Annotated in this window: 10 protein-coding genes; all 10 read right to left on the reverse strand. The window is 46.8% G+C overall.

The genetic code is table 11. The annotated features are described in order from the left end of the window. Positions 1–289 precede the first annotated feature (289 nt). On the reverse strand, positions 290–4,957 hold the full coding sequence (locus J7E21_RS16400) for a cell wall-binding repeat-containing protein (RefSeq protein ID WP_353047701.1): 4,668 nt from the start codon (positions 4,955–4,957) through the stop codon (positions 290–292). 1,478 nt (positions 4,958–6,435) lie between these two features. Next, entirely contained in the window at positions 6,436–7,140 is a 705-nt protein-coding gene (locus J7E21_RS00585) for a hypothetical protein (RefSeq protein ID WP_215103768.1), read from the reverse strand. A gap of 16 nt (positions 7,141–7,156) precedes the next feature. Next, positions 7,157–9,412 (reverse strand): cell wall-binding repeat-containing protein, encoded by a 2,256-nt coding sequence (locus tag J7E21_RS00590; RefSeq protein ID WP_215103770.1) that lies wholly within the window; start codon positions 9,410–9,412, stop codon positions 7,157–7,159. Positions 9,413–9,681: 269 nt separating this feature from the next. Next, positions 9,682–11,556 (reverse strand): LTA synthase family protein, encoded by a 1,875-nt coding sequence (locus J7E21_RS00595; protein ID WP_215103772.1) that lies wholly within the window; start codon positions 11,554–11,556, stop codon positions 9,682–9,684. A gap of 1,478 nt (positions 11,557–13,034) precedes the next feature. Beyond that, on the reverse strand, positions 13,035–15,410 hold the full coding sequence (locus tag J7E21_RS00600; protein ID WP_215103774.1) for a SpoIID/LytB domain-containing protein: 2,376 nt from the start codon (positions 15,408–15,410) through the stop codon (positions 13,035–13,037). Between the two features lie 188 nt (positions 15,411–15,598). Further along, the gene (locus J7E21_RS00605; RefSeq protein ID WP_215103776.1) at positions 15,599–16,990 is read right to left on the reverse strand and encodes a cell wall-binding repeat-containing protein; all 1,392 of its coding nucleotides are present in this window, start codon (positions 16,988–16,990) and stop codon (positions 15,599–15,601) included. Between the two features lie 238 nt (positions 16,991–17,228). Next, positions 17,229–18,335: a glycosyltransferase gene (locus J7E21_RS00610; RefSeq protein ID WP_215103778.1), complete on the reverse strand. Its 1,107-nt coding sequence runs from the start codon at positions 18,333–18,335 to the stop codon at positions 17,229–17,231. Beyond that, entirely contained in the window at positions 18,335–19,057 is a 723-nt protein-coding gene (locus tag J7E21_RS00615; RefSeq protein WP_215103780.1) for a WecB/TagA/CpsF family glycosyltransferase, read from the reverse strand. The genes J7E21_RS00610 and J7E21_RS00615 overlap by 1 nt, the downstream gene beginning before the upstream one ends. Positions 19,058–19,116: 59 nt before the next feature. Then, positions 19,117–20,394 (reverse strand): nucleotide sugar dehydrogenase, encoded by a 1,278-nt coding sequence (locus J7E21_RS00620; RefSeq protein ID WP_215103782.1) that lies wholly within the window; start codon positions 20,392–20,394, stop codon positions 19,117–19,119. A gap of 505 nt (positions 20,395–20,899) precedes the next feature. Beyond that, positions 20,900–22,321 (reverse strand): alanine/glycine:cation symporter family protein, encoded by a 1,422-nt coding sequence (locus J7E21_RS00625; RefSeq protein WP_215103784.1) that lies wholly within the window; start codon positions 22,319–22,321, stop codon positions 20,900–20,902. Positions 22,322–22,358 lie beyond the last annotated feature (37 nt).

A 22,358-nucleotide genomic window follows, 5' to 3' on the forward strand; every position in this document is an offset into this window, starting at 1 on the left:
CTATAATTCATCATACTACAAAAAAATTCGAAGGTAAGTAAAATTTTGATAAACATTTAGTAAACGTTTACATTTTTTCTTCTATTGGTAAATAAGTTGAATTAATCCCAATAAAAGGAATTCATTTCATGATCCTTTATGCTCTCGCGACACTTGCATTTGTTTATTTAAATCAATTTCCTGATGAGTTTCTACTATTATAATAGTGTTGCTGATGTCTGCCTGATCGAACGCGCAATCCGATATATATAAAAACCGGAGCGCCCTCAGGCACTCCGGTTGCTGCTGCTTACTTATCGTTCAAGTACTCATCCAATTGCTTTAGGATGTCATCAGATACCGCTTTAGATCCACCGATCACTTTCGCGTATTCGACGCCATTCTTCTGCAAATGTTCACCAAGTTCAGCTGGTACGGATTTTCCTACCAAGTAAACGCCAGTGTCTTGTTTCGCTGCCAGCGCACCACCTGCTAGCGCATCGGCAAACGCTGTTCCTGTCGCTACGTAAACTGTATCTGTCGGGCTACCGAAGTATTTTGCCACTTCAAGAGACGTTTCGTAACGGTTCGAACCACTGATGCGGAATGAATCTGGAAGTTCAGAAGCTGCTTTCGCGCTTACTGCCCCCGTGCCGCCGATTACTAGCGTATTTTTCGCGCCCATTTTCACTAGAGCTGCTTTCGTCGCATTCGGTACAGAATCTTTGCGCGTCAGCAAGATCGGCGTGCCTTCTGTTCCAGCATAGCTCGCTACGCTGAGAGCATCCGGGAAGTTCGCGCCGCTTACCACGATGGCAGACTCGGATTTACCGAATTTCTCCGCGATTTTCGCTGCTGTTTCATAGCGGTCAGCGCCGCTGATGCGCTCAACTTTGATGTCATCGGATTTTAATTGCTTCACGACGTCATCAGAGATCGCGATTGTGCCGCCAAGAACGTGAACTGTTTTCGCGCCGAGGCGTTTGATTTCTTCATAAGTTTCAGCCGGCAATTTCGCGGTGCGGGATAATAGAAGCGGTGCATCATGCTTCTTCGCAAGCGGCACGCCTGCTAGTGCATCGGCATAGTTATCGCCGCGCGCCAGTACGACTGTGTCAGAAGAAGTCCAGCCTTCTTTGCTTAGCTCGACTGCAGTCGCGTAACGGCTTTCACCAGAAATGCGTTCTGCACGAAGTTCAGAATCCGAACGCTCGATCTTCACTTCTTTTTCGATTTTGTTGCCAGCGCCGTCTTCAGCGACAACTTTGAACGTGTTCACGCCATGTGCCAGGTCGACTTTCGCTGTAACCGTTTTGCTGATCGGGTCTTTCAACGTGATGACATTAAAGTCATCTTGTACATAAAGCATATCGCCGTCAATCGACAATTTGATCATATTGAAGTTATCTTTCACCGTGATGTCGAATTCCAAAGACTTCTGGTCCTTGTCGACGACTTTCGGTGCATCGATCGCAAGTGTCGGATTTACTGTATCAACGAATACCGGGCGGATGATCGAAGACGTGTTGCCGTTAAAGTCTGTCGCTTCGATTTTCACGTCGTGGCGTCCTGTTTCAAGCTCTACAGTTGTTTCAAAGTCATAGCCTTTTTCACCTTTTGTGAACTCAACTTCTTTGCCGTTGACTTTTACTGTCGCCAAGTTTTCTTCCACTACATACCCCTTGACCGGTACAGTATTTGTGTCGTAAAGGCCAAGAGCAGTTGGACCCTTATCGTCCATATAGATAACTGGCTTCACTGTATCGTTAGCATTCTTTTTAGAATAGCCAAAGTTGTGGGCGTGGTCATATGCAAGTACTTCGATCGTATTGATGTCTTTTGCCGAGACACCGAATTCATCAAGATCGATGGTCGTTTCATCTGCATCAAAATAACCCTTGTCTGGTAAACGCTCATCATTTACATAAATAGCGTAGTACGAAGCACCGACACCCTCATCCGTCAATTCAACTTCTAAAGTATTATCTTCAGTATTCACATCGACTTTTGATTCAGGCGCTACAGTATCGATGTAAACCGGCAATGATTTGCTTTGCCACTCAGCATCTTCATAGTCCACTTTCGCTCTGTATTCGTATTCGTACAAGCCATCATCCGCTACTTTGCCTTTAATTTTCCCGTCCCAAGAACGTGCCCCAATATAGCTGAGGAATGTTCCGCGGCCACCGTTGAAGAAGTTTTTATAGACATCTTTTTCGATGTTCACGGTGCGGACTTTTTTGCCGTCTGCATCGAGAATGTTCGTTTGCAGTTCGCTGGCGTTGCGAAGCAAAGTGATATTTCCGTTGATCGTATCGTTCAAGCCATCACCGTTTGGAGATACAGGATAGACCCATTCACCATTTACTTTAACTAGATCGTAATTGAATTCTCCATCATCCGCGTCTTCAACTTCATAGAAGTCGTAATAGGCTTGGTAGAAAAGCGGCTCGTCTTTTTCTTCAACTCCAAAGGAATCAATGATGTCCGGACGGTCCCATTCACCGTAGAAGCTGATGTAAGGAAGAACTAGGTCTGGATTAGCCGAGCCTGCTTCAGCTGACAGTGTCACGAAGCCTTCAACAAAGACATCTTCTTCAAGCGCTTTTGCGATTTCTTTGCCATCTTTATCAAGTCCTGGCACTTTGCCTTCGCTGATATCGATTGTCACCTTGACATCCGCTTTGCCGTTCGCTGGAACTGTCACGGTTTCAGGAGCAGTTACTTTCGCTCCTTCAAGTGCACCGGATTTCAGCAAGTTCGCTTTTACAGCACCCTTTTCCTGGAACATATCAACGATGACGGACGTATCAACTGAATACGTAGCCGCTTTATTCGATAAGTTTTCAGCCGTCAATGTGAATGTGAATGAATCGCCTGTGAAGTCTTTGACGTTCACTTTCGCTTCATTTGTCGCTTTTTCAGTCAAGATGACCGGAGTCGATACCGCCCCGTTCAACTGCATCATACCAGCGCCTTGTCGGCGTGGAGAGATGATGTCGCCCGATTTGCCGTGCGTAATATCTGCTGTGTTCAACAGCAATACTTTTGCAAGGCGCGTGCGCTCTTCAAGTGAAAGATTTTTGAACTCGTCATGGTTTTTCAAGTATTGCTGAACGAGTGCCGCTCCGCCCGCAACGTGAGGAGCTGCCATCGACGTTCCACTCATGACACCGTATTGATCATTTTCAAGTGTCGACAAAATGTTTCCGCCTGGAGCAGACAATTCCGGTTTGAACTCAAGATCCGGTGTTACGCCCCATGAAGTGAAGTTTGTTGAACGGCCCACTTCCGGCCCTTCTTCAACATTTGTCTGCTCAACGTCAGCGCCAAGTTCGCCATCTTCAGCGAGCGCTGCTTCAAGCGCATCCCCGTCCGCTTTTGTTATTTTCATGAACGGGATATCCCAGCCGCCTTGGTCTTTGAAGAATACCGGGTTGTCGGTGTTATAAACGATAATGCCCGCTGCTCCAGCTGCTGCTGCCCAGTTTGTCTTATCGACGAACGTGTGAGCTCCGCGTGACACGACAACGACTTTGCCTTCTACATCGATTCCTTCATAATCAGCAGCCGCACCAAGAGCAGCCGGGTTGCCTGTCAATTCCTTCAAGGAAACGACTTCGAAATCAGCGCCTGCTGTTTTGAAATCAGTCCAATCATCCACGCCGAAACCTTCTACTGTGAAATCATCGAATTCAACTTCATGTGTAAAGTGGTTTACGACATTTCCTGTCGCCGCGACTTGGATCGTGTCTTTATTCAATCCTGGCGATCCGACCAAACCATAGTCTGGGTTATCATAATGCGGATTATCGAAGCCGTAGCCGATATGCCCAGAGTTGCCGGCAGATACAGCTGCTACGACGCCGTTATTTACTGCGTTTGTGATCGCTTTGTCTTCTGCGCTGTCTGCATCATAGAACGAAGAAGTCGATCCTAAGCTCATGTTCAAGACATCTGCGCCAAGTTTTACGGCATCATCAATCGCTGCCAAGTAAATATCAGAGAACGTAGATGGGAATTTGACATCATTCGAGAACACTTTCATGCCCAGGATTTGGGACTCAGGAGCCACCCCTTTTAGGCCGCCTTCACTTTCATCGCCGTTCGCACCGACTGTACCAGCTACGTGCATACCGTGCATGGAAGCATTTGGCCCGTCATCGTTGATTTCAGCATTTTTATCGTAGTAGTTATACGCATAAGGGACTTTAACGTTTTGATAAGCGCCTCTCAAGCCATCTTTTGACACAAGCCCGTCAACGGTTGATTTCGTCAAATCAACTTTGGACTCATCTGTAATGTTGAAATCTTTATGCTCTGGATCAACACCTGTATCGATAACCGCAACCACCATGCCTTCGCCTTTAAATTTGCTGTCAGCCCAAACTTGGCGGGACTGGATAAAGTCATGGCTTGTCGTCATATCAGGTGTCGCTTCTGGTCTTTCATATTCATTTGCGATATAGACATCCTTAACATTCGGCAAGTCTTTGATTTTCTGGATATCGCTGAATTTTACAACCCCACTGAATCCGTTGAAAGCTGTTGTGTATTCATATTGCGAATTCAGTTCAACGCCTCTTGAAGAAATGGTTTTCTTTACATTATCATGTGATTTCACAAGGTTTGATTCAATTTGCACTTTTTCTGTTGAAGCCAATTCCTTATATTGGACACCTTTTGCAGATGCCACTTCAACTGCTGATTGCCCTTCGATTTCCACAATGACACGAACTTCTTCGTTCGGAGTCAATGCGTCCGTTTGAACCATTTCAGCATTTTGTTTTTTCTTGAGCTGTTTAATGAGTTCAGCTTTTTCGTTTGATAAAACGTTAACCGCCTGCAAATCTTGATCATTGGCTTTCTCTTTATCGCCAGATGTAGCACTTGCAGTCATGGCTCCGTTACTTGCGACTAATCCAGCGATCATCGCAACAGATACAAACTTTTTCCATGTTTTTGAACCGTTTTGCACAATATAGCCTCCCCTAAATTTTTTGGAGAAATCGAGATTTATGTAAATTTCCAACTTATGTACGTATTTCCCCACAACTAAAATAGTAACAATAGTCTCATAATTATGTCAATATGCTAAAAGGGTATACTTTTCAATTGAAAGTATGGAATTTACTTGAAATCATATGAGCATAAAAGATGAGTTAACGAACAATTTGTATCTTCAAATTACATGAGCTGAAGGAACCTTTTTGAAAAGTAAAATTTTCGTGTTCCGAAATATAAAAGGACTTTTTCACTAATTTTTCTCTTCTGATTTTTCAATACCTGTAAACTGAAGACATCATTATAATTGGTTGCTAATTTCTACAAAAAATATTTTTTTGGATTTTTATAGCTATGATTGAGATGAGAATCAGTTTAATTGGTTAGAACTGTGGGTGAAGAAATCTAGAATTTGCGTGTGGATAGGTCGAGATGTTCGATTTCAGTGACATCTAAATAGTCGCCGCCTTGCTTTGGGTTGGCGACTTTTCATTTCCACTGACTCTATACTGTATATGTTGAGCTGCTTTTATATGTTTCGTCCGCGGATGGGCAAATCGCTTCCTTGGTGAAATCGAGCTATTGGGATGAGCCGTAATTCATGTGTAGAAATGTGCCACAGGTTTTTCTGGCATCACCAATGGATTCGCCGCCTTGCTTTGGGTTGGCCTCTTGCAGTGAGCCAAGAAAACCACTTGTCTCACTGCAAGAGGCTCACCCGTAAGCGCGAGGCGGCTGTTGTATTTCATTTAGTTGTATGACTGAAGTTTTTGTGTGCTTCTATAGCTTTCGTCCACTGATGGGGAAATCGCTTCCTTAGTAGGGCGTAGTGTACAGAAAACTGACATAGCTGGTTCAGTGAATGCTGAATTTTTTTCCCCTCTCCAGTTATCAGGAAAAGTGTGCAGCATCATTTTAAGTAACAGAGAGATATCTTCCACTGCTTGCTAGTTTGAGATGACGAAGAAACTTTCAATCCTTATTAACCTAGAGACGGAGCGAAAGGGGCCGACGCCTGGGGGATCGCGCGGGACTGGCGAAACAATGGTGGCATGCCCTTCGCCACCTTGGTTCGACGCCCGCCCCCCCGGCAAGCGTGCCCCTGCAGCGCAGCCTCCTAGCAAAAGCTATTTAAAGATGAAAAGTCCGGGACATATTATCTTGCTCCCTAATTGTCAAAGGACAAAGAAACTTATCAACCACTATAAACCTAGAGACGGAGCGAAAGGGGCCGACGCCTGGGGGATCGCGCGGGACTGGCGAAACAAATGTGGCGCGTTCTTTGCGACACATTGGTTCGACGCCCGCCCCCCGGCAAGCGTGCCCCTGCAGCGCAGTCTCATAGCAAAAGCTATTTAAAGATGAAAATTCTGCAACATCTTTTCATAATCTCTTCTTAAGAGAACAACAAAAAACCATCCGCCCTAAAGGCGAATGGTTTTTGATTTCTCTTTATTCGAAGCTCACAAGGCTGACAACAGATTCTTGCTTGTCGTCGCCATTTGCCACTACAGACTCTTCCTTGATAAATCCAAGACCCGGTGCGAAATAGCGGGTGGTCGTCGTCACTTGATCAGATGCTTCCGACTTCAAAACTTGCTGGACCACAAGCACATCTTCAAATGCGCCAGCCGCTGTCTCCAAGGTTGCGTCTTTCGACGTCACGATCCATTCGCCTTCTGTGCCATTTTCTTCATCAATCATGGCAACCGGCGCATTCATCGGCACAAGGCCTTCAATCGAGATGTCGCGTTCGCCTTCAAGTTCAGCTGTGTCGATCACCATATTCATCGTCGTTTCTGTCCACTCGGTGACTTCGACGTTCGCCGCTTCCCCGAAAGTGATTTCCTCCAGCACTTTGTTGCCGGACACTTCGAGCACTTCGCGGGTGATTTCAAAGTCTTCTACTTGGAAATTCTTGATGAGGCCCATTTCCGGCATATACAGTTGCAGGCCGGTTGGGTCCGTTACTTCGATCGGGTCGTTTTCTGAAGATCCGACTTCAGTTTCTGTGGCTTCGGTTTCCGTGGCTTCGGTTTCGGTTGATTCTGTTCCGCCTGTACCGTTGACGTTCGTGTCTTCGGCAGAGTCCGTCACAGCAGTTCCGCAGCCGCCGAGAATGACGACTGAGAGCAAGAGACCACTGAATTTCTTCATATGTTTAACCACCTTATCATTTTTGCATAGCGTTGATAGTTGTTTTGATCGACGGGTTGACCGCGCCGCCTACATAATACGTGCGGTTGATCAATTTTTCTTTGCTGTTCTTCGAGAGCGAAGTCGACAGCGTAGCCGCCATGGCGCCATCCGGCACTAGGAATAGCGGTGCATTGTAACGGGCAGAAATTGCGGATGATACAAGCGCATCCGGATAATTCGTGCCGGTTGAGACAATCAATCGATTGGAGATGAATTCCTTGCTGTAATGCTCGATGGTCGCAGTTCCTGTGTCATAGCGTGTTGTTCCAGACAAGCGGCGAACGCTGTCTGCGCCAATCTCACGTTTAATGGCTGTTTCCATCGCCGCTGGTACAGCTGCTGTTCCGCCGATGATAACGACTTCATCACCGAATGCCGTTCTGATGCGGTTTGGCACGGCCATGCCGTCTCTCACAAGAACGATCGGCCATTTTTTCACGACCGCGACACTTGCTGCGGTCAAAGCATCCGGGTAGTTATTGCCTGCTGTGACGAACATGCCGTCTGCAGATGGAAGTTTTGCGTTGATTTTTTCGTTTGTTTCATAACGAGTTTTCCCAGACAAGCGTTCGACGGTCATTCCCATGCTTTTCAACTTGCTTTCAACTGACGCCGAGAGCGCGACTGTTCCGCCTACCATAATGATATTTTTAGCTTTCAGGCGTTTCAATTCCTGTTCAACAGCTGGCGTCAAAGTTTTCGTGCTGCTCAAAAGAATCGGCGCATTGCCGTAATGGGCAGCAAGAGGTCCCGCTGATAAAGCATCTGCATATTGCCCAGAAGTTGCAAGGACTACCGTTTTTTGTGGTTTTGCTGAGGCAAAGCCGTTCGGGTAAAGCAATTTCGACACTGCAACGGCTGTTTCAGTCCGGTTTTTTCCTTCAACGTTTTGCGGCGTGTAGGAATATTTCGTCGTATCCGTATTTGTGAAGATTACTTTTTGCGCCCAGACATCGAATAATTCTGAGTTCGGCCAGCTACGCGCATAGTCGCGTGCTTCCTCGCGGTTGTAAAGGTGGATCATTTCGCCTTTGTCTTTCGAGCGGACGATAAAGTTTTTGCGTTTGAAGTTCGACCACAATACATCATTTTCTTGTGTGGATTCATCGATGACGGATGCTTGCGGGAGCTTTCCTGCATGCGCTACCGCATCATCTTCTCGGTAGAACCGTGTGATTTCTTTATCACTGCCGTCTAGGACAACATATTTTTTCGGCAGATAATTCGACCAAAGAACCGATCCTGTCGTTGTGTGGACGACACGTGTGTTTTTCCATTTTTCCGCTTCGTTGACAGCTTCTTGTTCTGTTCCGTATAAATTATTCGCTACTTTTACAGATGGATGATAAATTCCGTAGACGAGCGGACGGACAATCGGCTCAGGCTTTGTTGCGCCTTCAACCGCTCCTGTTTTCTTATGTGCAACATAGCTTCCTGCAACAGTTTTAGCATAGTTCAATGCATCTGTTTTGGATGCGTAATGTCTTAGAGATTTGCCGTTGCGGTCGTTGACGACATAGACGTTGAAGAAATCATCGACTCCTTTAGCTACGTTGGCAGCGACTTTGTTCTGGAACCAAGCTTGCTTGATCATCGCTTCTTCTGTCGGGTTCGACATATAGCCGACTTCAAGCAATACAGCCGGAACATTCGCCGTCCGGTTTACGTAAAAGCTGCTCGCTACTATGCCGCGGCCTTCTTTAACGCCGGAGTTGATGACGGAGCGGTGCGTGTTGGTAGCTAAGCGTCCGCTTTCCGGTGAATAATGTCTTTGCAAAGTAGACGGTGGATAAGAGCTACTTGCAAAATTATTATTGAAGTAATACGTTTCGTACCCACCATATGTAGGTGATCCTGTCGCATTATGGTGAACAGAGATAAAGACGGTGTTGTCGTTATTACCGCTTGCGATCATGCCATTTGCGACTTTCATCCGTTCCACGAGGTCCTGGCTGGATGAAATGCGTGAAAACTGGGCATCTTTCGTTCGTGTCATGCGAACGATAAAGCCCCGTTTTTCAAGTTCCGTTTTAAGCCGGTTCGATACTTCCATATTTGCGTGTTTTTCGTAATAACCTGTACGGTTCCCGGAATAACCTGCAGTTCCTCCGTAAGTCCCTCCATGTCCTGGGTCTATAATCACAGTCGGTTTGCCGGAAGCTGATGCAGTTCCTGAACCAATTCCAATGGCAAGCAGCAACAAGAGCACGAACAAAAGTTTAGTTTTCAATGCTACATTCCCCTCTTTCTGACCTAATAGTACGGGCGGAAATTAGGAGAAACAAGAGAATTTTACAATATTTTCATAAAATGATTCTTTATACAGAGTTTAAAACTGAATTTTTCAAACAAAAAGCCAAAAGACCTAAAAAAATAATAAATATCAGTAAATACCTTATATTGATTAGGTAAAAAGAATTAAACCAGCTTTATAGCCTATGTATAAACCTTGTATTTTCATCCACTGCATTGAATTAATAAAAAAATCCAAGGAAGAGATTAGCTCTCTTCTTCGGATTCTTCTTCCTCGCCTTCGTCCAAGTAATTACTCAACAAGGCATCGGAATGGTCTAATATTTTTAGGGAGTTTGCCTGATTTTGTTCAATGGTCGCGTCGTCTACCTCAATCCGCTCCATCGTATCAAAATCATAATAACGTTCCGGATATCGGGCGTTTTGCCCAAGATACATATTGTCACCTGTTATATACGATCCGCCCGGCAAATAATAGCGCACGGCCAGCAGATTGTTTTCATATTGCAGCATGTTATGCCCAACCATCGGCGCTTCCGGTTCTATGCCCAGCAAGTTCATGATGGTCGGCATCATATCGACCTGTCCGCCGAAATTGGAATTCACTTCCGACTCAAACAAACCGGGAGCTGTAATGATGAACGGCAATAAGAAGCGGTCTTTTAGAGAATACTGATGGCCCAGCAACTCCGACATCAAGTTATTGTCACTTACTTTCATCGGCGTTCCATGAAGACCGGAATGATCGCCATTGATTACAATGATCGATCTATCGTAAATGCCTTCCGCTTTCAAGAAAGCGATAAACTCTCCGATTGTTTCATCGGCGTAGCGGATTGATTGCAAGTAATCCCCTGTGTAGCTGTCCACATATGCTTCCGGCAACTCGAGATACGCATCTTTCTCCGGCATCGTGAATGGCGTATGGCTTGTCATGGTCATCAAATTGGCGTAGATTTTTTTGCCTTCCGCCAGTTGCTGGCGAATTTCTTCTTCGGCAAACTCGAACATGACACGATCAGACGGCCCAATATGGATAAAGTCTTCATTCGGAATTTCGTCGAGCGAATACGCATAATCAAAACCGAGCGCCGGATACAATTCTTCACGGTTCCAATATTTCAGTGCATCCGCATGGTAAGTCGTCGTGTAATAATCCCGGTCATTGAGCAAATCGACTAGCGAAGGCAACTCTTTGCCGTTCAAATAGTTGACCGTCGGATCCAAACCTCTTGTCAACAGCGACATATGAAGCAGCCATTCCGCATCGGAAGTATTGCCTGCGCCGATCTGCTGGAACATCCGATCAAAATACAAGCTGTCCGAAAGCAGCGCATTCATGTTCGGCGTCAGCTCCTGGCCGTCAATCGACTGGTTGATCGCAAAATTCTGCAGCGACTCGACTTGGATGACGAACAGGTGGCGATCTTCCGCAATGCCAAACCGTTCATGTTCCGTAAATGGCACAAATTCATTGCCTTTTAGCTCAGCCAGTTCTTCGTCTGATAATAAATTCATTTGCGCCGATACGCTATTTTGCTGCATCGCCTGTACAAGCTGAGTTTGTGCAAAGCCTTGCTCTTTTGCGAATAAGGTCATATCCAAAATCGGCTTTTGCAACGCGACCGTTGTCGTCACTGCGCTTATGACCAGCAATACAAATGCTGCCACGCCGATTTTTTTGCGGTTTTTCATGGTCAGCGGCCGGTTCCAATACAAGATGAACAAGGCCACGTAAATGAGTATGTCCGCAAAAAACAGGAAATCCAGCGGCGAGTACAATAAACTGACCGTCTCCATTACTGAACCGGCTTGATCGCCTTGCTGTAAATCGAAATAACTCGGGACTGTCTGGAAATAGCGCTCGTACCAAATGATCGACACCATCAAGCCGGAGATGATCAAATTGTAAACAAACGCGACTGCCGGGCTGACCCGCCGCAAGACCACAAACAACACGACCGGCAGAAGCATCCAGATCGGAAAATCAACAATCAACAGCCTCAGCCAGGATACTTCTCCGTAGACTAAGGTACGGAAGACCCCCAACTTGGTGAGTAGTATGATCGACAGAATTGCCAACACTACCAGGGGGGAATTTAATCTTTTTGTCTTTTTCATAGTTAACACCTCATTATCGATGAACCAATTTTAGCACTATTGTGACAATTATTACAACAGTACTAAGCTCATGTAAAGACGCTTTACCGGTTGCTTAGTTGTGTTTACACTGTCCCATTAAGGTTTTCAACGAATAGTTGAGCTTTAATAATTTTTGTAATTCATTTACCTTTTACAAAGCAAGTGCAAATAGAAGCGCTTTGATAAGCAGTAATCAGAGGGTTTCGTTGATAGGTATTTTGAAAGCTGATTCTTGTTCCAATTGTTATCAGCCCTTCGATTCGATTGAGTTAGGCCTTTCACAGTAGGATATGAAAACCATTTGTTTTAACGTTTTTATTTACTTTGAAAGCTCTGTCACCAGTTTGTTTCATTGTGGCTTTGAGTGAAGATATTTGGGCATGGAGCGCGGAATGTTAAGCGGTTCATTTTCAGTGCCATCCAACTATCCGCCAACTCGCTTTGGGTTGGCCTCCCGCAATGAGCCAAGAAAACCACTTGTCTCATTGCTTCGGCTCACCCGTGAGCGCGAGACGGCTTTTCATTTCCGCTGGCTTTAGCCTGTGAAAATTGAGTTGCTTCTATAGGTTTTGTCCACTGGTAGGGAAATCGCTTCCTTAGTGGGGCATAGTGAATAGAAAACTGACTTAGCTGGTTCAATGAATACTGAAATTTTTTCCCCTCTCCAGTTATCAGGAAAAGTGTGCAGCATCATTTGTTCTTACAAAGAGATATCTTCCACTGCTTGCTAGTTTGAGATGACGAAGAAACTTTCAACCCTTATAAACCTAGAGACGGAGCGAAAGGGGCCGACGCCTGGGGGATCGCGCGGGACTGGCGAAACAATGGTGGCATGCCCTTTGCCACCTTGGTTCGACGCCCGCCCCCCCGGCAAGCGTGCCCCTGCAGCGCAGCCTCATAACAAAAGTTATTTAAAGATGAAAAGTCCGGGACATATTATCTTGCTCCCTAATTGTCAAAAGACAAAGAAACTTATCAACCACTATTAACCTAGAGACGGAGCGGAAGGGGCCGACGCCTGGGGGATCGCGCGGGACTGGCGAAACAATGGTGGCATGCCCTTTGCCACCTTGGTTTGACGCGCGCCCCTGCAGCGCAGCCTCATAACAAAAGCTATTTAAAGATGAAAAGTCCGAGACATATTATCTTGTCCCTAATTGTCAAAAGACAAAGAAACTTATCAACCACTATTAACCTAGAGACGGAGCGAAAGCGGCCGACGCCTGGGGGATCGCGCGGGACTGGCGAAACAATGGTGACGCGCCCTTTGCGTCACCTTGGTTCGACGCCCGCCCCCCCGGCAAGCGTGCCCCTGCAGCGCAGTCTAATAGTGCTAGCTATTTAGACATCAAAACTCAGCATCTATCTGGAGCACAATCCCCTCCACCTTTTTTCGTGCAACTAGAATTCATTCCAAACAAAAAAAGCCGCCCTTTTCAGGACGGCTTTTCAATAGCTTATTTTACAAACTTAGATGTGTTTTCGATCGATACGCCTTGATAGTAAAACTTCAAAATCTGCTCAGCGCTCTGGCCTGCTTGCGCGCGGCGGTAAGAGCCCCACTGGCTCATGCCGATGCCGTGCCCAAACCCGCTCCCGTCCAATACAAAACGGTCTGCCGTATCCACGACGTCAAAATCGACACTCTTCAAATTCGCTCCGCCTAGCAATGTCCGGAATGCGGTCATGCTTGGTGTGCTCCCTGCTTTATACGTTACGGACGCACGGTGCTTTTTCAATGACGAACCGATGTATTCATTGCTCGCAGTCTTCAAAGCGGTCGGAATGACCATTTCGCCGCCAAGATAATACGCTTGGTCTTTCGTCAATTTGCTGATTTGCTCCATATGACTTGCAGGTAACCGCAACGGATCCGGGTGAAGCAATAAAATCGGTGAATTCGTTTTCGCTGCGAGCACCGATCCTGCGAGAGCATCCACGAAGGAGTAAGCGTTCCCGACTACTAAATTCTTGCCATTCATCGGCAATAAACGGTTAATCTCGATGCTTGTTGCTACGCGGTCTTGGCCGCTGATGCGGTCGCTCTGGATGCCGCGTTCAGCCAATGTGCCGGCTACCGCTTCCGGTACTGCCGACGTACCACCAATGATCGTCGCTTTTTCGGTTTTTTGTTCTTCCAGGAACGTTAAAGTGGACTCCGGACTTTTCGATCCCATGTGGATGATGATCGGCAATTGATGAGCAGCTGCATAAGCAGAAGCCGACAAGGCATCCGAAGAGTCATCTTTGCCTGTTGCGAACAGTACGGTTTTCATCTGTCCGATTTCTTTTGCAATCAATAGCGATGTTTCCGAACGGGTTTTCCCGGCTAAGCGTTTCGTGTTAAATCCTTTTTTCGTCAAAACGGCTTCGACTTCCGCAGAAATCGCTAAGGTTCCGCCCAATAAATAAATCGTGGCGCCTTGCACGGTCTGTTCCTCGAGGAATTTCTCGACCACTGCCGGTAAACTTTCGCTTCTCGTCAGCAAGACCGGTGCGCCGTGTTTGTGCGCCAGAACCGTTCCGGCAAGGGCATCAGCCGGCACGTCGCCGCGGCCAAGAACGATGGCTGGAGCTTTTTCTGTTGCGAGCGTTTCTTTGGCAATTTCCACAGCAGTTTCATAGCGGCTTTTGCCGGACAGGGTTTTGGATGCTGCGCCCGCTGCCATGTCAAAACTTAACGCGCCATTTTTGCTGTTGCGGACATAATAATCCATATCGAGTGTGATGCCTTTGACTTTCCCGGTATTGCCGTAAGTTTCTGTTTGGATTTGATTGATGGATGCAATTTTAATGGATTCCACGTTCGGATCTTTTGCTTTCGCTTTGGCGAGCAAATCCTTTTTAAAGTTCGTGAACGCCGTTTTACTTTGCTCGTTGACGAGTCCACCGTTCAAGTTATGTTCGGCGGTCGTCTGCCACCAAACTGCCGGCATCATCAAATCGGCGGTTGCCGGCAATTGCTGTTTCAGCCAATTCAACTTCCAGACGACATTGTTCGTATCAAAAGGATCTTTTTGTGAAGTGGACAAATACGGCAATTTGCTAGACCAGTATTGTTCCGGCAGTTCGGTTTGCCCTCCGTTGCTCGATGAGAAATAGGCAGTGACAAAGCCGGTTTGGCCGTTTGCTTGTTTATATGTTAAAATCTGTCCTTTTGTTTCATCGACAGCGCGGTTCGTATGCTGATAAGCGGATTGGTACTTCGGGGACAAGGGATCCCAAATAAATCCTTTATACACTTGAAACGTTGTCGTGTCATCGATTTCGAGTGAGTTTTGGTTCATTTTGGAAAAGACGTAGGATCTGGCGGTGATGGCTTGGGCTTTCAATGATTCCATCCCACCACTCGCGCCCCAACTCGCCGGGCTTTCAGACGGCACGACGCCTTTCAAGTAATCTTCAAATTGCAACGAGTTGACCGGCTGCATCCGTGTCGTGCCGGACATGCGGAATTGAATCGTTCCCATGTATGGGTAGATCGTGCTCGTGCCTGTTTTGTAGAGATAGATATGATTGGCTTTTGAATAGGCGACCGGTTCGACCGTTACGGTAGCGAGTCCGCTTTTCAGCGTTTTGCTGCCTTTTTTTAAGACCAGTTTGCCGGATACAACTTGAACGCTGTAACGGACCCCTTTTTCCAATTGGACTGTTTTGTCTTCTTGAAGCTGCGAACTTCCGCGTGGCGTAAAGTCATAGCTGGTGGCTGTCCCCAAATTATTGGTCAGCCGAACTTTGACCGTAAAATCATCATTGGCTGATGCGTTTGCCGCGCCTCCGATCAGCACACCGATAAACATTAACATCGCTAAACCATTCAATAAGATTTTCACTCTATTTCCCCCTAGTCTTTCATTTGGATGAACACTCTCTATTTTTTAACAGTATATTCTAGATTTTTACTAAAAGGTACATAAATTTTTATAAATTTATGTAAATTATTCTGCTAAACTGATCACTTTCGATTTGATTTTATGATCGTGGAAATCTTAAAGCAAAAAAAAATGGCCGCAGCCATTTTTTAATCTGTATACGAACGGATGGCGACGATTTTTTTGTCCCAATGTCCCCAAGATGTTGCAAGCGGTGTGATGGTCACGCCCGTGCTCGTTCCAGCATGGATGATTTTCCCATCGCCGACATAAATTCCAGCGTGAGATGCTAGTGTCGGTGTGCTTCTGACCAGGTCAAGCAAGACGATATCGCCCGGTTTGACGTTCGCATAGCTGACCGGCTTGCCGGCTTGCGCCATTAACGCTGTTGTTCTTGGAATGCTGATGCCTTTTTGATTGAACACATACATCAAATAGCCCGAGCAATCAAAGCCAGACGTTGTCGTACCGCCCCAGCGATATGGGACGCCCATGTATTTTTTCGCTTCTGTAATAATGTCCGCACGGATATCAACAGACGGTTTGACGATCGGTGTCGGTGTGGCTGCCGGTTTCGGATTCGGGTTCAGCGCTTCTTTGGAAACCGCCACTTCCCCACCGATCACGATCAAGTTGCTAACATTTTTATTGTTGATGACATCTTTGGTCGACGATGGCAAAGCCGATTGGCGAACCAATAGGATCGGTTTTTTCTGTTTTCCACCAAGTGCAGAACCTGTCAAAGCATCGGCGAATTGCTGGCCGGAAGCAACCAATGAATCGGTCACTGTGCCTGGGTATAATTTGGCGACGACGGCTGCAGCTGTTGCGTAGCGGTCTTTTCCTGAAATCCGTTGAACTGCCGCTGTTTCATCGATTTTATCGTAGACAGCTTTGCTGACGGCACCTTCTCCACCAACTACCGTGACAGTTTTATAGCTCTTGAGTGTAGCTTCGACTTCTTTGGATAGTTTATTGCCGGATGTCAGCAAAATCGGCTTGCCTGTTTCAGCAGCATGAGAAGCAATTGCCAAGGAATCCGCATAGCCGGCGCCGCTTGCGACGATGGCTGAGGAGCCGCCTACTTCTTTAGCGATTAATGCTGAAGTTTCGGAGCGGTTGCTGCCGGCAATCCGGTCGACGTTCAAGCCATTCGCTTCAAGTTGAGTGACTACTTTTTTCGAAATCGCGATTTCTCCGCCAAGGATTGTCGCATTCTTTGCCCCGAGACGCCCGATTTCCGACATGATGGAAGCCGGTACGCTATCTTTTCTGACTAGCAGAATCGGTGCATTTAATTTTTTGGCAAGCGGTGCACCTGCTAGCGCATCTGGGTAGTTATCGCCGATAACGATTACCACGTTGTTTGTGCTGTGGTATCCCCAACCTGCACGTGAAACTTGTATTGCCGTTTCATAGCGATCAGCGCCTGAAATCCGATCGAATTTTTCAAACACGCTAGCTTCTGAATTGGAAGCAAATGCGGACATAGATAATGCTGTTGCGGCGATCATTGTTCCGAACCATTTTATCTTTTTCATATGCGTTTTCTTCCCCCTATTATTATCAGTCTGATTTTCTGTATTTATTAGACAATTTATTCATCTTAATAACACAGAGTTTATCACTGAATTTGCGAGAGGAATATTACGTTTGTGTTACAAGGACAGCAAAAAGCCTCTTGAGCGACCACTCAAAAGGCTTACAAATCCGCGCCATGTATAGGCTTAACGGTGTATTTACTGGAATTGGGTTGATTAAAAAAACAGTCTTATTTACCTAGTTTACCTTTAAAACCTTCGAATAAACTGTGTGGATGTCCCGTTGTAGATTTTCGTTGGAAAATCTTTCTTTTGCAAAGCTCCTAAGCTGGTGCCCCATTTCTTCGGTATCGGTCGCCGTGTCCATGGCTTGTTCGATGGCGTACATGAGCGCATCGGCGCGACCCGGTTCGACAATCCATCCAGTCTTTCCTGGATCTACCAGTGCCGGCACACCTCCGACATTTGTTGAAATGACGGGTGTGGCCATATCCGCTGATTCCAATAAGACGAGCGGGAAACTTTCGCTATGCGATGTCAATAAAGATACATCTGCCGCGTACAGCAATTCGTCCACATCATCCCGTTTCCCTAAGAAGGCGACGCGGTCTTGAAGGCCGAGTTTTTCCGCTTGCTGCTCCAATTTCATGCGTAAATCCCCTTCACCGATGACCCACAGTTTCCAAGGCGCTTTACCGGTTTTAGCGAAAGCTTCGAGCAAAATATCATGTCCTTTCACCGGATGAAGGCGGGCGACTATGGCAAAGACAAAGTCTTCTGGATGTGCACCGAGCGACTCACGTATCGCTTGTTTATCAAACGCTGGCAAGGTTTTGTGAAAATTTATGCCATTAAAGACAGAGGTGATTTTTTTCGGTTCTACCCCCATTTGGATGAGCATATCTTTGAATTTTTCCGATACGGCAAACAAATGGTCTGCCCGCCTCATCGCGCGCTGATTGAGCATGGTGAAGATTTTAGCGAGCGGTTTCGGCTGATGCAAAAAGTCCAAAGTCGGATCGCTATGAACTGTGATGAACCACGGCATTCCGAGTTTTTTGTAAATCGAATTGATCAGGAAATTCGCCCGTGCCCCGTGGGAGTGGACAAGTGAAAAACCGCCAATTTTTAAAAACGACAGGATTTTCTTCCCTGTGGACCGGTCGAAACGGCTGCTTTGCCCGATGACGGTGACGGGAATTCCCGCCTTTCGTGCGTCTTCTGCAAAAGCACCTTCCGTCAAAAGCAGCAACTCTGCTTCTACGGGAGAGTTGGTCAAAAGCTGCACTAAATGCTTTTTCGAACCACCTGTTTCTCCGCCACTGATGATGTGCAATACTTTCATCAGCGCTTTCCGCCTTTATCCCGGACTGCTTTCATCAGAAATTGAGGAAGTGCCATTTGGCGCTTGATGCGAGTCGGCTGGCTCAACAGCCGGAACAGCCATTCTGTTCCTGTGTTCAAAAACAGTTTTGGCGCACGTTTAACGTTGCCGCTATAGACGTCGAAACTGCCGCCTACCCCTTGGAAAATATTGACGTTCAGCTTGTTCATATGTTCACGGATAAACAGTTCCTGCTTCGGGCTGCCAAGTGCGACAAATAGGATTTGCGGGTTGACTTCGTTGATCGCCTCGATGATTTTGGCTGGATCTTTCTCATAACCATCCAGCGTGCCGGCGATGACCAGGTTCGGATATTTCGCCTGAATGTTTTGCGCCGCCAGTTCGACAGTCGCTTTTTTCGCGCCGTACATGAATATACGGTGGTGATGTTTATCGGCAAGCTGAAGCAGCGCATCCATCATGCCGATGCCCGTGACACGTTCACGGATCGCGCCACCGCGCATGCGGGAAGCGATTTTGATGCCGACTCCGTCCGGAATCTGATACGTTGATTCGTTCAATAATGCCCGGAGTGCCGGGTCTTTTGAAGCCATCATGACTTTTTCTGGATTGATCGCGACAATGCGTGATTTGCGCCCTATTTCGATATCGGTTTGGATCTTGTCGAGCAGCTGCTTTTCGGTTTCTTGATTGACTGTGACGCCTAGAATTTCTTCCTTCATGTGGATTGTTCCTCCATGCAAAACCGCATTTTCAAAAAATTGAAAATGCGCCGTGTATTTTATTTTTTCGGATTGCCTTTGCCGTCGCCGAGGCGATAAACCGTGAAACCGGCTCTTTCGTAAGCTTCGCGGCTAATGGCATTTTTCGTATCGAAAATGGTTTGGTTGCGCATCGTTTTGCCGAGCGTCTCCGGGCTGTATTGTTTGAATGCTTTGTGATCGGTCAAGATGACGATCAAGTCTGCCCCTTCAACTGCCTCGTCGTACGATTGCGTCTGAAACGGCGCTTTGTTTTCTTTGACATGCGGGTCGAATGAAGAAATGCGCAAGTTTTTCGCTTTCAAATACTCTAGCACTTCCATAGATGGGCTTTCGCGGATGTCGTCGATATTGCCTTTAAAGGCCAGGCCAAATACCGCGACTTTCGCGTCATCGATGTCTTTGAGAATATCGTCGATTTTGTCTGCCGTATATTGCGGCATGCCGTCGTTTGTGTTGCGGGACAGATGGATGATCTTCGAAAGGTCCTTTTCTTTTTCCACAAGGAACCACGGATCGACCGCGATGCAATGTCCGCCCACACCAGGGCCCGGCAAGTGGATGTTGACGCGCGGGTGGTGATTGGCAAGGCGGATTGCTTCCCAAGCATCGACCCCGACGCTATCTGAGATTTTCGCAATTTCGTTGGCGAACGCAATATTGACGTCGCGGTATGTGTTTTCCATGACTTTGACCATTTCAGCAGTCGTCGCATCCGTTAAAATGAACGCGCCTTTAACGAATGATTCATAATAAACTTGCGTGCGTTTTGAAGATTCTTCGTTGATGCCGCCAATGATGCGGTCGTTTTTCACGAGCTCTTCGAATACTTTGCCTGGAATGACGCGTTCAGGGGAATGCGAAACAAACAGTTCTGTCCCGATCTCCAAGTTGCTCTTCACAAGAATCGGCATCATGACGTCTAGTACCGTACGCGGAGGAACAGTCGATTCCAATACGACGAGGTCGCCTTTTTTCAGGAACGGCACGATTGACTCTGTCGCTGCACGGATATAATCCATATTGGCTGTTTTGTCTTCTGAAATCGGAGACGGTACAGCAATGATGAACATTTCCGCTTCGGCAGGTTTTGTCGATACTGTAAATGTTCCTTTTTCCAAAGCTTTGTTCAAATAATCCTGAAGAAACGGCTCTTCGATGTGGATCTGCCCTGCAGACAGCATTTCAACCGCTTTTTCGTTGACGTCCACTCCGTGAACTTCGTAACCGTGGTTTGCGAACATAACAGCTGTCGGCAAACCGATATATCCTAATCCAACTACACAGATTTTTTCCATTTCGTTAATTCTCCTCAATTACCAGTAAATTTTTTATTGCCAGCCCTGATGGCCAGATCGATTGTGAACAAAGACTAGCTAAGCTGAACTTTTACTTTTTACCTATCGAAATTCCGCAAAACCGCTACGAGAGAACTCTGTTCGAGCATCGCAAATGAATGCGCTCAGTGAACTTCGCGCATTCATTCCTTGCGGGGTCTCGGCTGTCTCGTCGCTGAAAAGAGCACTGCTCCCTTGGGAGTCTCCGCAGTTTTGCTCCATTTTTCTTCATCACATTGTGAACTAATGATAGTTCATAAACTATCATAAAAATAAACAGCGATGACAAATGTATTTGTATATTTTTAAACATATAGCTAATATCAATAGTTCATTCTACCATAGCATGGCCTCAGGCAGAAATCGTTTTAGTGTATTTTTCATTACGGTTTCGTTACAGGACGCACCGCAGTCTGGGTGGTTCCCATGAAAAAACCTCTTCCGCAGCAACGGAAGAGACCCGTGATCATTCGTCGTGGCGGTGTTCTTCCTCGCCCCAACATTCGGTGTTCTTCAAGCCAGGGACATTTTTCGCATAAAAGACCGGGTTCTTGCCGGCTTTTCGCTGCCCCATGTAATCATCGAGCACGCGGAAAGCGACTTTACCGAGCAAGGCGATGACAATCAAGTTGATGACAGCCATCATTCCCATGAACAGATCCGCCATGTTCCAGACGACCTCCACTTGAGCGATTGAGCCGAACATGACCATGGCAAGAACGCCAACTCGGTAAACCGTAAGCCACATGCTATGGGCGTTGATAAACTCGATGTTCGTCTCACCATAATAGTAGTTCCCGACAATCGAACTGAATGCGAAGAATGTAATCGCAATCGCAAGGAAATACGGTGCCCAAGCTCCAACGTGGACAGTAAGTGATGCTTGCGTCAAAAGAACACCTTCTTGTTCGCCCGTTCGGTATAGATCTGCAAGAATGATGACGAACGCGGTCGCCGAACAGATGATGATCGTATCAAAGAATACGCCGAGGCTTTGGACAAGCCCTTGCTTGGCCGGATGCGATACGTTTGCGGAAGCTGCGGCGTTCGGGACAGAACCCATACCGGCTTCGTTCGAGAACAATCCGCGGCGTATCCCTTGCATGATTGCAGCTCCGATACCGCCGCCTACCACTTCTTCAAGCCCGAAAGCATTTTGTACAATCAACGTGAATACTGCTGGAATTTCTGTGAAGTTCAAGACCATTATGTAAGCTACAACGAGCAAATAAATAGTCGCCATCACCGGCACGACAATTTGCGTGACGTGCGCAATCCGGCGCACACCACCGAAAATAACGATGGCTGCCAGAACGACCAAAGTTGCCCCAACGACCCAGTTCGGAATGTCTAGGACATCACCGACCGACTGCGCGATCGTATTCGACTGCACAGAATTAAAGATGAAGCCGAATGCCATCGTCAGAAGAATAGCGAAAACGATGCCGAGTTTGCGGGTGCCGAGCGCTTTTTCCATGTAATACGCAGGACCCCCACGAAATTGTTCGCCATCTTTAATTTTGTATACTTGAGCGAGCGTGCTTTCGATAAATGCCGTCGCCATCCCGATTAGCGCCACCATCCACATCCAGAACACTGCACCCGGGCCGCCGATTGCAATCGCCAAGGCAACGCCCGTGATGTTCCCGGTGCCGACGCGTGAGGCGGTCGAAATCGTAAACGCCTGGAACGCCGAAATACCGCCGGTCCCGTCTTTCTTTTCACTGATGACGCGGAACATATCGCCAAACAAGCGGACTTGGACAAAGCGGGTACGAATAGTGAAATATAAGCCCAGACCGAGCAATAGCCCGATCAATATGTATGTCCATAATATGTTATTGCCTTCGTCGATGATCCACGTCAACCCATTTAATATCGCATCCATGATGTTGTCCCCTTTAAAATTCGTTAGTATGAGCAGT

Source organism: Planococcus sp. ISL-109 (assembly GCF_018613655.1).
GTDB lineage: Bacteria > Bacillota > Bacilli > Bacillales_A > Planococcaceae > Planococcus.

Excerpts from the sequence above, each read along its gene's own strand:
- J7E21_RS00585 (WP_215103768.1), bottom strand. The coding sequence starts at position 7,140 with ATGAAGAAATTCAGTGGTCTCTTGCTCTCAGTCGTCATTCTCGGCGGC.
- J7E21_RS00595 (WP_215103772.1), bottom strand. The coding sequence starts at position 11,556 with ATGAAAAAGACAAAAAGATTAAATTCCCCCCTGGTAGTGTTGGCAATT.
- J7E21_RS00605 (WP_215103776.1), bottom strand. The coding sequence starts at position 16,990 with ATGAAAAAGATAAAATGGTTCGGAACAATGATCGCCGCAACAGCATTA.
- J7E21_RS00610 (WP_215103778.1), bottom strand. The coding sequence starts at position 18,335 with ATGAAAGTATTGCACATCATCAGTGGCGGAGAAACAGGTGGTTCGAAA.
- J7E21_RS00615 (WP_215103780.1), bottom strand. The coding sequence starts at position 19,057 with ATGAAGGAAGAAATTCTAGGCGTCACAGTCAATCAAGAAACCGAAAAG.
- J7E21_RS00620 (WP_215103782.1), bottom strand. The coding sequence starts at position 20,394 with ATGGAAAAAATCTGTGTAGTTGGATTAGGATATATCGGTTTGCCGACA.
- J7E21_RS00625 (WP_215103784.1), bottom strand. The coding sequence starts at position 22,321 with ATGGATGCGATATTAAATGGGTTGACGTGGATCATCGACGAAGGCAAT.